The 14,053-nt window shown below is 64.8% G+C and carries 14 protein-coding genes; 2 read left to right on the top strand and 12 right to left on the bottom strand.

Annotated elements, in window-relative coordinates; genetic code table 11:
• Nucleotides 1-12 precede the first annotated feature (12 nt).
• The 6 genes from BM275_RS14050 to BM275_RS14075 all read right to left on the bottom strand — a co-directional run bounded on the left by BM275_RS14050 (nucleotide 13) and on the right by BM275_RS14075 (nucleotide 5,797).
• A complete protein-coding gene (locus BM275_RS14050; protein WP_090521863.1) occupies nucleotides 13-999 on the bottom strand; it encodes a branched-chain amino acid ABC transporter permease in 987 nt (328 codons plus the stop codon).
• A complete protein-coding gene (locus BM275_RS14055; RefSeq protein WP_090521865.1) occupies nucleotides 999-1,886 on the bottom strand; it encodes a branched-chain amino acid ABC transporter permease in 888 nt (295 codons plus the stop codon). Before BM275_RS14055 ends, BM275_RS14050 begins: the two co-directional genes overlap by 1 nt.
• Nucleotides 1,886-2,590 (bottom strand): ABC transporter ATP-binding protein, encoded by a 705-nt coding sequence (locus BM275_RS14060; protein ID WP_090521867.1) that lies wholly within the window; start codon nucleotides 2,588-2,590, stop codon nucleotides 1,886-1,888. The genes BM275_RS14055 and BM275_RS14060 overlap by 1 nt, the downstream gene beginning before the upstream one ends.
• On the bottom strand, nucleotides 2,583-3,389 hold the full coding sequence (locus BM275_RS14065; RefSeq protein WP_090521869.1) for an ABC transporter ATP-binding protein: 807 nt from the start codon (nucleotides 3,387-3,389) through the stop codon (nucleotides 2,583-2,585). The genes BM275_RS14060 and BM275_RS14065 overlap by 8 nt, the downstream gene beginning before the upstream one ends.
• 2 nt (nucleotides 3,390-3,391) lie before the next feature.
• Nucleotides 3,392-4,597, bottom strand: a complete 1,206-nt coding sequence (locus tag BM275_RS14070; protein ID WP_090521871.1) for an ABC transporter substrate-binding protein — start codon at nucleotides 4,595-4,597, stop codon at nucleotides 3,392-3,394.
• 402 nt (nucleotides 4,598-4,999) lie between these two features.
• The gene (locus tag BM275_RS14075) at nucleotides 5,000-5,797 is read right to left on the bottom strand and encodes a universal stress protein (protein ID WP_090522075.1); all 798 of its coding nucleotides are present in this window, start codon (nucleotides 5,795-5,797) and stop codon (nucleotides 5,000-5,002) included.
• A 197-nt stretch (nucleotides 5,798-5,994) separates the two neighbouring features.
• On the opposite strand from BM275_RS14075, the gene BM275_RS14080 reads away from it, so the two are divergent.
• Complete coding sequence (locus tag BM275_RS14080; RefSeq protein WP_090521873.1) at nucleotides 5,995-6,903, top strand: response regulator; 909 nt, start codon at nucleotides 5,995-5,997, stop codon at nucleotides 6,901-6,903.
• Nucleotides 6,904-7,049: 146 nt separating this feature from the next.
• Complete coding sequence (locus BM275_RS14085; protein ID WP_023444550.1) at nucleotides 7,050-7,946, top strand: peptidoglycan DD-metalloendopeptidase family protein; 897 nt, start codon at nucleotides 7,050-7,052, stop codon at nucleotides 7,944-7,946.
• A 52-nt stretch (nucleotides 7,947-7,998) separates the two neighbouring features.
• On the opposite strand, the gene BM275_RS14090 is transcribed toward BM275_RS14085, so the two are convergent.
• The 6 genes from BM275_RS14090 to BM275_RS14115 form a co-directional block, all read right to left on the bottom strand.
• Nucleotides 7,999-8,760, bottom strand: coding sequence for an outer membrane beta-barrel protein (locus tag BM275_RS14090; RefSeq protein ID WP_042927857.1), 762 nt, complete (start codon nucleotides 8,758-8,760; stop codon nucleotides 7,999-8,001).
• Nucleotides 8,761-8,951: 191 nt separating this feature from the next.
• A complete protein-coding gene (locus tag BM275_RS14095) occupies nucleotides 8,952-10,295 on the bottom strand; it encodes a hemolysin family protein (protein WP_023444552.1) in 1,344 nt (447 codons plus the stop codon).
• Nucleotides 10,296-10,393: 98 nt separating this feature from the next.
• Nucleotides 10,394-11,695 carry a phosphate regulon sensor histidine kinase PhoR gene (gene phoR, locus BM275_RS14100; protein ID WP_090521875.1) on the bottom strand — a complete coding sequence of 434 codons (1,302 nt, stop codon included), beginning with the start codon at nucleotides 11,693-11,695 and terminating at the stop codon, nucleotides 10,394-10,396.
• A gap of 68 nt (nucleotides 11,696-11,763) precedes the next feature.
• Complete coding sequence (phoB, locus tag BM275_RS14105) at nucleotides 11,764-12,453, bottom strand: phosphate regulon transcriptional regulator PhoB (RefSeq protein ID WP_003283304.1); 690 nt, start codon at nucleotides 12,451-12,453, stop codon at nucleotides 11,764-11,766.
• A gap of 120 nt (nucleotides 12,454-12,573) precedes the next feature.
• Nucleotides 12,574-13,467: a 4-hydroxybenzoate octaprenyltransferase gene (gene ubiA, locus BM275_RS14110; protein ID WP_090521878.1), complete on the bottom strand. Its 894-nt coding sequence runs from the start codon at nucleotides 13,465-13,467 to the stop codon at nucleotides 12,574-12,576.
• Between the two features lie 43 nt (nucleotides 13,468-13,510).
• Nucleotides 13,511-14,050: a chorismate--pyruvate lyase family protein gene (locus BM275_RS14115; RefSeq protein WP_042927861.1), complete on the bottom strand. Its 540-nt coding sequence runs from the start codon at nucleotides 14,048-14,050 to the stop codon at nucleotides 13,511-13,513.
• Nucleotides 14,051-14,053 lie beyond the last annotated feature (3 nt).

The raw sequence follows: 14,053 nt of genomic DNA on the forward strand, positions 1-14,053 counted from the left end.
GCCGGTTCGGCTTCAGTCCTCGGGGCGCCGCTGCAGCTTCTTGCCCAGCCGCGAGGCATAGAGTTCGCCGATCATCCCGCGCCGGAACACCAGTACGCAGACCATGAAGATGATGCCGGTGACCAGCGTCACCGGTAGCTCCGATGTGGCGAAGTAATTGCCCAGCGTGGTCACCAGCGCCGCGCCAAAAACCGGGCCGACCAGCGTGCCAATACCGCCGAGCAAGGTCATCAGCACCACCTCGCCGGACATCTGCCAGCTGACATCGGTCAGCGTGGCGAACTGGAACACCAGTGCCTTCAGCCCGCCGGCCAGCCCGGCCAGCGCGGCGGACATGACGAAGGCGCCGAGCTTGTAACGCGACACCGAATAGCCCAGCGAGATGGCGCGGTTCTCGTTCTCGCGGATCGAGCGCAGGATCATGCCGTACGGCGAATGGATCACCCGCCAGATCAGCAGCATTCCGGCGAGGAACACCGACAGCACGAAGAAGTACATGTACAGCGGCTCCTCGAGATCGATGAAGCCGAACAGGTGCCCGCGCGGGATGTTCTGAATGCCGTCCTCGCCGTGGGTGAACGAAGCCTGCAGGCAGAAGAAAAAGAACATCTGCGACAGCGCCAGGGTGATCATCGTCGAGTAGATGCCCTGCCGGCGGATCGCCAGGAAGCCGATGATCAGCCCGAGAAACGCCGCGCCGGCGACGCCGACGAGAATGCCCAACTCCGGAGGCAGCCCCCATTCCTTCACCGCGTGCGCGGTGAAATACGCCGCGCCGCCGAAGAACGCCGCGTGGCCGAAGGAGAGGATGCCGGTATAGCCGAGCAGCAGGTTGAAGGCGCAGGCGAAGAGGGCGAAGCACAGCACCTTCATCAGGAAGATCGGGTAGAAATAGAACGGTGCCAGTGCCAGCGCGGCCACGCCGATCAGGATCAGCACGGTCTCCAGGCGCAGCAGCGGGCGTTTGGTGGTCGGCGTGACATTCACCTGGCTGTTCATCAGGCGTCCCTCCCCATCAGGCCGGCCGGGCGCACCAGCAGCACGATCGCCATGATCACGAAGATCACGATGTTGGAAGCCTCCGGATAGAACACCTTGGTCAGCCCCTCGAGAATGCCCAGCATGTAGCCGGTAATGATCGCACCGAGAATCGAGCCCATGCCGCCGACCACCACCACGGCGAACACCACGATGATCAGGTTCGAGCCCATCAGCGGGCTGACCTGGTAGATCGGCGCCGCGAGCATGCCGGCCAGGCCGGCCAGCGCCGCGCCCATGCCATAGGTGAAGGTCAGCAGCAGCGGTACGTTGATGCCGAAGGTGCGCACCAGCGTCGGGTTCTCGGTGGCGGCACGCAGGTAGGCGCCGAGCTTGGTCTTCTCGATCAGCAGCCAGCTGGCGATGCAGATCACCAGGGAGGCCAGTACCACCCAGGCGCGGTACTTGGGCAGGAACATGAAGCCCAGGTTGTAGCCTCCGGCCAGCTCCTTGGGTACGGCGTAGGGCTGCCCGGAGGAGCCATAGAAGTAGCGGAACGCGCCTTCCAGGGCGAGCGCCAGGCCGAAGGTGAAGAGCAGGCTGTAGAGGTGGTCGAGGTTGTATAGCCGCGATAGCGCGAGGCGCTCGATCACCGCGCTGCACAGGCCGACGATGATCGGCGCGAGGATCAGCGCCGGCCAGTAGCCGATACCGAGGGTCGCCAGCAGCAGATAGCCGGCGAAGGCGCCGATCATGTATTGCGCGCCGTGGGCGAAGTTGATGATCTTCAGCATGCCGAAGATGATCGCCAGGCCCAGGCTGAGCATGGCGTAGAACGAGCCGTTGATCAGGCCAATCAGCAGCTGGCCGGGGAACGCCTGGATCGGCACATCGAAAATCGTCGTCATCAGACCCCCAGGGCTTCGTTGAGCATGCTCATGCGGCCGGGCAGATCGGCGACATCGAAGGTATCGATAACCTTGCCGTGGTCGACCACATAGAAGCGGTCGGCCACCTTGCTGGCGAAGCGGAAGTTCTGCTCCACCAGCAGGATGGTCATGCCGCGCTGCTTGAGCGTCTGCAGCGCCTCGCCGATGCGCTGGATGATCACCGGAGCCAGGCCTTCGGTGGGTTCGTCGAGCAGCAGCAGCTTGGCGCCCGTGCGCAGGATGCGCGCCATGGCCAGCATCTGCTGCTCGCCACCGGAAAGCTTGGTGCCGGGGCTCTTGCGGCGCTCTTCGAGGTTGGGGAACAGCTGGTAGATCTCCGCCAGGGTCATGCCGCCCTTGGCGATCACCGGCGGTAGGGTGAGGTTTTCCTCGACGGTGAGGGTGGAAAAGATGCCGCGTTCCTCCGGAACGTAGCCAATGCCGTGGCGGGCGGTGCGGTGCAGCGGTACGCGCAGCATGTCCTTGCCGTCGAAGCGGATGCTGCCGCTGCGCTTGCGGATGATGCCGACGATCGAGCGTAGCGCGGTGGTCTTGCCGACGCCGTTGCGGCCGAGCAGGGTCACCGTCTCGCCCTGGTGCACGTCGAGGTCGATGCCGTGCAGGGCATGGCTTTCGCCATACCAGGCGTTGAGGTCGCGCACGCTGAGCAAGGGTTCAGTCATCGTCGGTCCCCATGTAGGCCACGCGCACGCGCTCGTCCTGGCTGACCGTGCGGTAGTCGCCGGAGGTAAGGATTTCGCCGCGCTGCAACACGGTCACCTGATGGCAGAGGTCGGCGACCACCTTGAGGTTGTGCTCGACCATCAGCACCGCGCGCTGGGTGGCCACCTCGCGGATGATCTCGGCGACCACGTGCACGTCTTCGTGGCCCATGCCGGCCATGGGCTCGTCCAGCAGCAGCACCTTGGGCTCCAGTGCCAGGGTGGTGGCGATCTCCAGCACGCGTTTGCGCCCGTAGGAGAGATCAGCCGCCAGCTCGTTGCGCTTGTCGGCCAGGCCGACCGACTCGATCAGCTGCATGGCGCGCTCGTTGAGGCGGTTCAGCGAGCGCATCGGCAGCCAGAACTGCGTAGCCAGCCCGCCCGGCCGCTGCAGGGCAACGCGCACGTTGTCCAGCACGCTAAGGTGCGGGAATACCGCCGAGATCTGGAACGAGCGCACCACCCCCATGCGTGCCACCTTGGCCGGGTCGGTGCGGGTGATGTCATGGTCGAGCAGGCGAATGCTGCCGCTGGTGGGCTGCAGGAACTTGGTCAGCAGGTTGAACACCGTGGTCTTGCCAGCACCGTTGGGACCGATCAGGGCGTGCACCCGTGCATGGCGCACGTCCAGATCGACATTGTTCACCGCGACGAAGCCGCCGAACTCCTTGCGCAGGCCGCGGGCAGAGAGCATCACCGGCGTGTCCGTGGCTGTCCCAGCGGCCGAACCTCCGGCGTCCAGACCTTGCGCTGCAGCCATGCTCACTGCCCGACCAGATCACAGCCACTCTCGGCCGGATCGATGTAGGCCTCGTTGCCCGGCACGGTCGCCAGCACCTTGTAGTAGTCCCACTCGCGCTTGCTCTCTTCGGGCTTCTTCACCTCCATCAGGTAGACGTCGCTGATCAGCCGGCCGTTGGCGCCGACCTTGGCGTTGCGCGCGAAGACATCGTCCACCGGCATCTCGTGCATGGCCTTGGCCACCGGCTCGGTGGCGTCGGTACCGGCCTTCTCGATCGCCTTGAGGTACTGCATGACGCCGGAGTAGGTGCCGGCGTGGACCATGTTCGGCATACGGCCGGTGCGCTTGAAGAAGCGTTCGCCGAACTCGCGGGATTTGTCGTCGCGGTCCCAGTAGAAACTTTCGGTCAGGGTCAGGCCCTGGGCGGCGTCGAGGCCCAGGCCGTGCACTTCGGCGAGGGTGAAGAGCAGTGCGGCGAGGCGCTGGCCACCGGCGACGATGCCGAACTCGGCGGCTTGCTTGATGCTGTTGGCGGTGTCCAGGCCGGCGTTGGCCAGGCCGATGACCTTGGCACCGGAGGATTGCGCCTGCAAGAGGAACGATGAGTAATCGGTGCTCGCCAGCGGATGGCGTACCGCACCCTTGATTTCGCCGCCCTTGGATTTGACGAACTTGCCGGTCTGCTCTTCCAGCGAGTAGCCGAAGGCGTAATCGGCGGTGAGGAAATACCAGCTGTCGCCACCCTGGGACACCAGCGCGCCGCCAGTGCCGACCGCCAGCGCATGGGTGTCATAGGCCCAGTGGAAGCCATAGGGCGAGCACTGCTTGCCGGTCAGCTCGGTGGTGGCAGCGCCGGTGACCAGGTTGATCTTCTTCTTGCTCTTGGAAATGCCCTGTACCGCCAGCGCCACCGAGGAGGTGGTCAGCTCCATGATCGAGTCGACCTGCTCGCGGTCGTACCACTGCCGCGCGATGTTGGAGGCGATGTCCGGCTTGTTCTGGTGATCGGCGGTGACGATCTCGATTGGCGCGTCGAGCACCTTGCCGCCGAAGTCTTCGGCCGCCATCTTCGCCGCTTCGAACGACCACTTGCCGCCGAAGTCCGCGTACACGCCGGACTGGTCATTGAGGATGCCGATCTTCACCTTGCCGTCGGAAATCTCGGCCGAGGCGGGAACGGCGACCGCGGCCGTCAGGGTTGCCGCTGCGATTGCTGAAAGCTTCATGCGTATCTCCTTGCACGGTTTGTTCGGCATACGGGCGCGCGCCGATGCGAGGCGAGCCGTACGGGCGGTTTAGGGGAAAGCTGGGGAGGCGGGTAACAACGCAGCGCCGGGCTCGCTCCGCGCGAGGGCCGCCGTGGTGCACCGGCGGACGACGGTGCGTGGCAATCCGCGCATCAGGCAGGCTGCCGCCGTCGCGTCATGCTGCGAAGTCGAATGGCTGGATAGCGAAAGGGTAGGGCGAGAATCAGTCGAAGCAGGGCACATGGGCGTCTTCTTCTTATTGTTGTTCTGGCTCTAACCGTAGCAGGGCTTCGACGGGACGCAACTCGATGCCGCTGCGATGATGGCGCTGCGGCGCAGATTCACGCCCGTAGCGGGGCCACGGGCGCAGGCGGGCGGGGGTCAGCGGGCGATCAGGATGTCGCAGGGCGGCTGGTCGAGAAACTGACGCGCCAGGCTGCCGAGTAGCGCACTGCTCATCTCGCTACGGCTGTGGCTGCCCAGGGCGAGCAGCTGCGGTTGCCAGTCGCGCAGGGCGGCGTCCAGGCAGTTGCTGCGCTCGCCCTGATGCAGGCTGTAGCTCAGCAACGCACCGGTTTGCGGCAGTTGCTGCTGGATATCCTCCACCAGCTGATCGAACAGCTCCTGCTGCAGCACCAGACCCTCGGGGTCCGGGCCGTGCACCTCGGCCATCTCATGCACGTGCAGGGCATGCAGCTCGGCGTCGCCATCCAGCAGCTGCCAGGCGCACTGCATGGCGCGGGTGGCGCAGCGGGAGAAGTCCAGCGCGGCCATCGCGCGACGGTACGGCGCCTCGGCCGGCGCGACCACCAGCAGCAGCGGCGCGGTGCTCTCGAGCATGATGCGTTCCAGCGTGGTGCCGGCGAAGCCCTGACTGGAGCCACGGTGGTGGCGGCCCAGGACCAGCAGGTCGGCTTCCAGCCCTTCGGCCTGGGTGAGGATTTCCTCCACCGCCGGGCCGCGGCGAATCCAGGGCTCGAGCTGGTCCAGCTGCTGCTCGCGCAGACGCTCCTGCAGCCAGGCGCGTGCCGCGTGCTCGTCGGCGGACGGATCGCGCTCGTCGAGCACGTGCAGCAGGCTGAGCCGTGCGCCTGTCTGTCGCGCCAGCTGGACGGCACGCTGCAGGGCCAGACCGGCGTCCGGGCTGAGATCGTGAGCGACGAGAATGTGCTGGAACATGACTGGCCTCGCGAAGCTGGAGAAGAGGCGAGTATGCCGCGCCGCGGCAAGGCTGTCCTGCTGCAAGCCAGCAGCGGAGGGGCGTCGCGGCGGTTTCTGGCTGATCCGGCGCAACAACTTGCGCATCCATGCCCTTACGCGCTTTTGTCGATACGCTCCTGCGGCTATGCTTGCCGGCATTCGAGCAGGAGTGAAGGATGAGCAAGGTCAGTGTGCTGGTAGTGGATGACGCGCCCTTTATCCGCGACCTGGTGAAGAAGGCGCTGCGCAGCCAATTTCCCGGGATTCGCACCGAGGATGCGGTGAATGGACGCAAGGCCCAGCAGATGCTCGCCCGTGAGCGCTTCGACCTGATCCTCTGCGACTGGGAGATGCCGGAGATGTCGGGGCTGGAGCTGCTGACCTGGTGCCGCTCGCAGGATTCGCTGAAGACCACGCCGTTCATCATGGTCACCAGCCGTGGCGACAAGGAGAACGTGGTGCAGGCCATTCAGGCCGGCGTTTCGGATTTCATCGGCAAGCCTTTTTCCAACGAACAGCTCACCAGCAAGGTACGCAAGGCTCTCGGCCGCGCCGGCAAGCTGGATGCCCTGGCCGCCAGTGCGCCGACGCGAAGCCTGGCGACCGGCATGGCCAACGACTCGCTGGCCGCGCTGACGGGCGGCAAGGCCGAGGTGGTACGACCCGCCGCTCCGGCCGCCGAAGCCAAGGCCTCGCCGCTGATTCAGCCCAGTGCAGCGCCTGCCAGCGCACCAGCCGGTGCCGCGTCCGGTCGCGGGCAGGGCCAGTTGCGCCTGGCCAACGGCAGTGTCGCGTGCGTGATCAAGGCACTGAGCCTCAAGGAAGCGCTGCTGGTGGTCAAACGCGGCGAGCAGTTGCCGCAGGTGCTGGAAAGCGCCGTGTTCGATCTCGAGCAGGGCGAGGGCGGTGAGGTCGCCCGTCTCAATGGCTACCTGCATGCCGTCGCCGCGTTCGAACCCAAGCCCGACAGCGAGTGGCTGCAGCTGTCGTTCCGCTTCGTTGATCGCGATCCGCAGAAGATGGACTACCTGTCGCGCCTGATCGCCCGTGGTACCGCGCAGCGGCACTTCGTCCCAGGCGCCTGATTCGATCCGGCCAGGTGACCGTTCGGCGCCTGGCCACGCAGACAAACTGACGAGCATCACACCCCGACGGTCGGTGGCTCGCACAGGTTCTTCGGCACTGCTAGTCTTCCCGCTCTAACACTATAACCACTAGAAAAACTGCCGTTATGCTGGGGCGCATTCTTCTGTTGCTCGGGCTGCCGCTGCTGGCTACGCCGGCGCTGGCCCTGACCATCTACAAATACACCGACGCCAATGGGGTCGTGACCTACAGCGACCAGGCTGCGCCTGGCGCGCAGGTTTTCGTCTTCAGTGACCGCATGGTGGAAAAGCTCGACACCCAGGTCAAACTGGAAACCCGCAAGCACGCGGCGGGCGAGACGCTGCTGGTGCGTAACGACCTGTTCGCGCCGGTCGATATCGAGCTGAAGCTGGAAAACGTCGTCAATGCCGTCGGCGCACCGGCCAAGCCGATTCGCTGGGTATTGCCGCCGCGCAGTCAGATTCGTCTGGCCACGCTGGCCCCGCGCGATGCCAGCAAGCCACTCAAATACACGCCCAAGCTTCGCCATGCCCTGGGCGATCCGCGCCTGCTGCCCAAACCTTACAAGTACCCGCTGCCATGGCGCGGCGGTCCGTTCCGCCTGACCCAGGGCGCCAACGGCCAGTACAGCCATTTCACGCCGAAGGGCCGCTATGCGGTCGACATCGCCATGCCCGAAGGCACGCCCATCGTCTCCGCGCGCGGCGGCATGGTGGTAAAGATCGAGAACGAGCAGAGCGGCCGCGGCAACAACCCGGCCGGCAACTTCGTGCGCATCATGCATGACGACGGCACCATGGGCGTCTATCTGCACCTGATGAAAGGGTCGGTAGCGGTGCGCGAGGGACAGCGCGTCGAGAGTGGTACGCGTATCGCGCGTTCCGGCAATACCGGCAACAGCACCGGGCCGCACCTGCACTTCGTGGTGCAGCGCAACGTCGGCCTGGCGATCGAGTCGATTCCCTTCGACTTCTCCCAGCCGGTCAACAGCCTGCCGAATTTCGCCGTGGGGGGTGAGTAGCCGCGCTGGCCGCTCACCGGTCCGTTTATGACAGGTCGGCAATTTCAGCAACTCAGAATGCCAGGCCGACCTTCAAACCGACCTGTTCCTGCTTGAGCTTGCTGTTTTCGGCAAACTCGCTGTCACTGTCGATCTCGTAGCGGGTCTGGGTGTAGTACAGGCTGGTGCTGATTGGCATGTTGTTGATGCCCTTGTTCCACAGCACGCTCAGCTCACCGTAGGGGTTGACCTTGTCCTTGAGGTCGACGGTGTCGCTTTCGCCGCCAACCTTCAGCTTGCTGTCCGCTTCGATGGAATAGCGGGCGCCCACTTCAAGGCGCACGGTGTAGTCGGGCGTCAGGTAGTTGTAGCCGATACCTGCCTTGGCGAATGGCGAGCGGGTGGTCAGCTTGACGTCTTCCTCGAAGATGCCGACGCGCACGTCATCCTGCTCGATGCGTCCCCAGTCGTAGCCGCCGCCGACAATCAGGTCGACATAGTTGTTGGTACTCAGGGCTGCGCGCAGGCCCAGGTCGAGATCGGCGCGAGCGGACAGATATTCCACATCGTCTTTTTCACGGTACTGACCTTCGATTCCGGCCTGGTAGATGAAGCCTTCCTGTCCGGTCATCTTGTTGCCGAAGTTGTAGTACAGCCCGCCCTGGTTGAGGCGCTCCTTGTCGCTTTCGTCGTTCACGGTCAGCTTGTACTGATTGTGCGAGCCAATGACGCCGAACGTGGAGATCGGGCCGGTGGCCGATTGAGCAAAAGCCTGGGAGGTGGCTGCCAGGCACAGGGCCAAGGCGGTTGTGGTAGTCAAACCATTGATGCGCATGCGGGAAGCTCCATCGTCATTCGATAAGAAATCGGTGGCGGCTCAAGCGAGCCGCCTATGGCGTGGACTGGCGCTGTCTGAAAATAATTCTGCGTATCACGATGGGCGGTCGTTAATACTTGTAAATCAAGGATTAGCGAGCGGTATGTAAACGAAAAGGTAACTATGGTTGGCCAGCAATGGCGGGCGATCTATCCCGGAAAACGAAGGACCTTGGCCAAGACGATCTTCGGTCCGCGCATCTTCTTGATGACTATCTGCAGGCCATCGACCTGAAGCACTTCGTCTTCATCGGGGACACGTTTCAGCGTCTCGTAAACCAGACCGGCAAGGGTTTCAGCCTCGACGTGATCGAGATCGATCTCCAGCAGGCGCTCCAGCTTGAACAGCGGGGTGTCGCCGCGGACCAGCAGCTTGCCGGGCTGGTAGGCAAGCACGCCGCGTTCGGTCTTGCGATGTTCGTCCTGGATGTCGCCAACCAGCACTTCGAGCACGTCTTCCATGGTCAGGAAGCCAATTACCTTGTGGTCGCCTTCCTCGACCAGTACGAAATGCGCCCCTCCCTGACGAAACTGCTCGAGCAGGCTGGCCAGCGGCATGTGCTTGGACACCCGTTCCAGTGGGCGCAGCAGCTCGTTCAGGCAGAAGTGCTCGGGCAGGTGATCATCGGCGGCCAGCGCCAGCAGCAGGTCCTTGATGTGCAGCAAGCCGACGTACTCGCCCTGCTGGTTGTCGTAGACAGGGTAGCGGCTGTACTTGTGGCGGCGAATGACCTCGAGGACCTCGCTCAGCGGCGCATCGTGCTCGAGTTGCAGCAGGTCCTCGCGGGAGTTGGCCCAGTCAACGACTTCCAGCTCGCTCATTTCCACCGCCGAGGCCAGCACCTGGATCTGCTGGTTGCCGGGGTCGCGGGCGCGGTTGGAATGCAGGATCAGCTTGAGCTCGTCGCGGCTGTAGTGATGATCGTGGTGCGCCCCCGGCTCGCCCTGGCCGGCAATGCGGAGAATGGCGTTGGCACTGGCATTTAGCAGGTAGATGGCCGGGTACATCAGCCAGTAGAACAGGTACAGCGGAACGGCCGTCCACAGCGATAGCAGCTCCGGCTTGCGGATCGCCCAGGACTTCGGTGCCAGCTCACCAACCACGATATGCAGGTAGGAAATGATGAAGAAGGCAGTGAAGAAAGCGATGCCGTGCACCAGCGCCTGGGACTGGATGCCGATGCTGGCCAGCAGCGGTTCGAGCAGGTGCGCGAACGCCGGCTCGCCGACCCAGCCGAGGCCGAGCGAAGCCAGTGTGATGCCTAGCTGGCAGGCCGAAAGGTAGGCGTCGAGCTGAGCGTGAACGGTGCGCAGAATGTGCCCGCGCCAGCCGTGCCGGCTGGCAATCGCTTCCACCTTGGTGGAGCGCAGCTTGACCATGGCGAACTCGGCGGCAACGAAGAAGCCGTTGAGCAGCACGAGGAACAGGGCAAAGAGAATCAGACCGAAATCGGCGAAATAGGACGAGGCGGCGTAACTGGGGGAGGGGTCCATGAAGGGGTCGGGTAGCCAATGATCGCGACAGGATGGCGGCGGCGGGCCGGCTTTTCAAGCGATGAGCCGGGATTTTTCCGGCTCGCGCTGGCAGCGGGTCAGCGTTCGGACACCTGGCTGTTCTGGAAGTGGCAGGAGAAGCGGCTGCCTTGGCCAGGTGTACTGCTGATATCCAGGCGGCCCTGGTGGCGCAGCAGCACGTGCTTGACGATGGCCAGCCCCAGTCCCGTGCCGCCGGTGCTGCTGGCACGGCTGGAGTCGACGCGGTAGAAACGCTCGGTCAGGCGTGGCAAATGCTTCTGCTCGATGCCGATACCGCTGTCCTCGACACTGAGGTGCGCACCGACCTCGTCGGCCCACCAGCGCACATGCACACTGCCGCCATCGGGTGTGTACTTCACCGCATTGAACACCAGGTTGGAGAAGGCGCTGCGCAGCTCCGTCTCGCTGCCCTTGAGCAGCAGCGCCGGGTCGGCATCGAGGCTGATCAGGTGGCCGCGGCTGCCAGATAGTGCGCGGGCATCGCTGATGATCGATTGCAGCAGCAGGCCCACCGCCACCGGCTGGTTGTCGGTCGGGCGACTGCTGGTTTCCAGACGAGCCAGCAGGAGTAGGTCGTTGAGCAGGTGCTGCATGCGCCCGGCCTGCTGATTCATCTGCTGCAGCGCCCGGAGCCAGCGCGGGTTCACCGCATCGGCGTTTTCCAGCAGGGTTTCCAGATAGCCGGCGATGACGGTGAGCGGCGTGCGCAGCTCGTGGGATACGTTGGCGACGAAGTCTTTGCGCATCTGCTCCAGCTGGTGCAGGCGGGTGACGTCGCGGACCAGCAGCAGGTGCTCGCGGTTGCCGTAGCGAGTGATGTTGAACTGCAGGCGAATGCGGTCATCGACGGGAGAGGCCAGCTCCAGCGGCTGGTCATAGTTGCCGCCGTCGAAGTACTCCTTGAACGCCGGATGACGCACCAGGTTGCCGATCGGGTGACCGGCGTCCTGCGGCTTCTTCAGCCCCAGCAGGCGGTTGGCGGCGGGGTTCCACCATTCCAGATTGCCATCGCTGTCGAGCATGATCACCGCATCCTTGAGTGCGGCGGTAGAGCCCTGGGCGCGATCGATGATGCCTTGCAGTTCGCCGCGCAGGCGCAGGTCGCGGCGCTGCAGCTGGTAGAGGCTGTCGAACACATCGCCCCAGATGCCGGCCGAATCCGGCGGCGCTTCGTCCGGGTCGGCACGCCGCAGCCAGCGCTGCAGGCGCAGCAGCTGGCGCAGGGTCCAGATCAGGTAGCCGGTCAGGCCAAGGACCAGCGCCCAGGCATATTCGCCGGTCAGCAGTCCCAGCAGCAGGCAGCCGCCCAGCAGAAGCAGCAGGCGACGCACGAGGGCTCCTTGCCAGTCCTGATTCAACCGATGCACTCCAGAGAGGTGGCGATGATGGGATGGATGACGCCGGGACGCATGCTCACCCGGCGCGCTCAGCTTTTGCTGGAGAAACGATAACCGGTGCCGCGTACCGTCTGCACCAGGTTCTCGTAGGCTTCGCCGAGCGCCTTGCGCAGCCGACGGATATGCACATCGACGGTGCGCTCCTCGACATAGACATTGCCGCCCCAGACCTGATCGAGCAGCTGGCTGCGGGTGTAGGCGCGCTCCTGGTGGGTCATGAAGAATTGCAGCAGACGGTATTCGGTGGGGCCCATCTCGGCCGGTTTGCCGTCGATGGTGACGCGGTGGCTGACCGGGTCGAGCAGCAGGCCACCGATCTCGATCGGCGATTCGCTGTCCACCGGCGTCGCACGGCGCAGCACGGCCTTCAGGCGCGCTACCAGCTCGCGCGGTGAGAAGGGTTTGGTGATGTAGTCGTCGGCGCCGACTTCCAGGCCCTGAATCTTGTTGTCCTCTTCACCCTTGGCGGTAAGCATGATGATTGGCGTGTCGGCGGTCAGCTCGTCACGCTTGAGGCGGCGCGCCAGTTCGATGCCGGACGTGCCGGGTAGCATCCAGTCGAGCAGGATCAGGTCCGGCTTGCGGTCGATGATCAGCGCGTGGGCCTGCTGGGTGTTCTCTGCTTCGAGACAGTCATAGCCGGCCATTTCCAGGGCGACGACGATCATCTCCCGGATCGGCGCCTCGTCATCGACGATCAGTATGCTCTTGCCGTTCATGGTCAAGCCTCGGGTCTGTTCTTGTCGTCCGGCATTAGATAACGGAATTATTGCAGCCATGTGACAGGCAGACGGCAACAGGCTGCCGTGCTCCGGCGCTCTAGCCCGGCGCGCCTGGGCTTAAGCCTTGGTAGCGTAGTCCAGCACGATGCCCGCCAGGATCGCCAGTCCTGCCCAGTGGTTGTGCAGGAACGCCTTGAAGCAGATCTGCGGTTTGCGCGATTGGGTTTTCCAGAACTCCCAGGCGAAGCAGCCGGCGGCGACCACCAGCCCGAGGTGGAACCACTGGCCCAGCTCGAAGCGCACGCCGGCAAGGAGCAGGCAGAACAGCGCCAGGCCCTGCAGGGTGACGATGATGACGCGGTCCGCTTCGCCGAAGAGGATGGCGGTGGACTTGATGCCAATCTTCAGGTCGTCCTCGCGGTCGGCCATGGCGTAGTAGGTGTCGTAGGCCACCGTCCACAGCAGGTTGGCGATGAACAACAGCCAGGCCTCGGGCGGCAGGCTGCCGGTCTCCGCGGTGAAGGCCATCGGCATGCCCCAGGAGAAGGCCGCGCCGAGCACCACCTGCGGATAGAAGGTGTAGCGCTTCATGAACGGGTAGCAGGCGGCCAGCGCCAGGGCGCCGAAGGACAGGTAGACGGTGGTCGCGTTGGTCAGCAGCACCAGGCCGAAGCTCAGGCCGACCAGCACGGCGAACAGCGTCCAGGCCTCGCGCGAGCTGATCTTGCCGGTGGCCATGGGGCGCGCCTGGGTGCGTTGCACGTGGCCATCGAAGTTGCGGTCGGCGAAGTCGTTGACCACGCAGCCGGCGGCGCGCATCAGGATCACGCCGGTGACGAAGATGAACAGGTTCTTCGCGCTGGGCACGCCTTCGGCAGCGATCCACAGCGCCCACAGCGTCGGCCATAGCAGCAGATAGGTGCCGATGGGCCGGTCCAGGCGCATCAGCTGGATGAAGTCCCAGGCGCGCGGGTGCAGGCGATTGCACGATTGCAGCAGTTTCAGATACATCAACGGCTCTCCTTGGCGGAAGGGGGCATGCAGAGCGGCGCGCTCAGGGCGTGACGGCGGCGGCCTGCCACAGCTCGGGGAGGAACACCTCGGCGACCAGCACGCCGAGCCGATTCTGGCGGAAGCACGAGCGCCGCGCCCAGAGGCCGTCGACACGGCACGCATCCGGTAGCCAGCGCGCGGGGTAATGACAGGCCTCGAGCGTGCCGCGGGCAAAGGCCGGATCGCTGAACAACAGCTCACCCAGGGAACGATTGCCCAGGCGCTGCAGGTCGAGGCCGGAGTCCTCCAGCTGCGCTCGCGCGGCGACGCTGCGGGCGAACACCCAGGGCTGGCCATGACCGCACAGATAGACTTCACGCACCCAGCCCTCGCTCTCGGCCGGAACGCCGAGCGCGGCGCACTCGTCGGCACGCAGGGGCTGCCAGGCTTCGTGTAGCGGCGTCACGCTGAAGGCGCCATCGGCCAGCTCGGTCAGGCGGCGGGTGAGCGAGCCCTTGTCGACGTAGAGCCAGTCGTGCAGGGCGGGATCGAGGGGGGAGGGGAGGCGGTCGGCACTTAGCCAGTCATGAATTTCGGACACGGT

Origin of the sequence: Stutzerimonas kunmingensis, from assembly GCF_900114065.1 — a bacterium.
Taxonomy (GTDB): Bacteria; Pseudomonadota; Gammaproteobacteria; order Pseudomonadales; family Pseudomonadaceae; genus Stutzerimonas; species Stutzerimonas kunmingensis.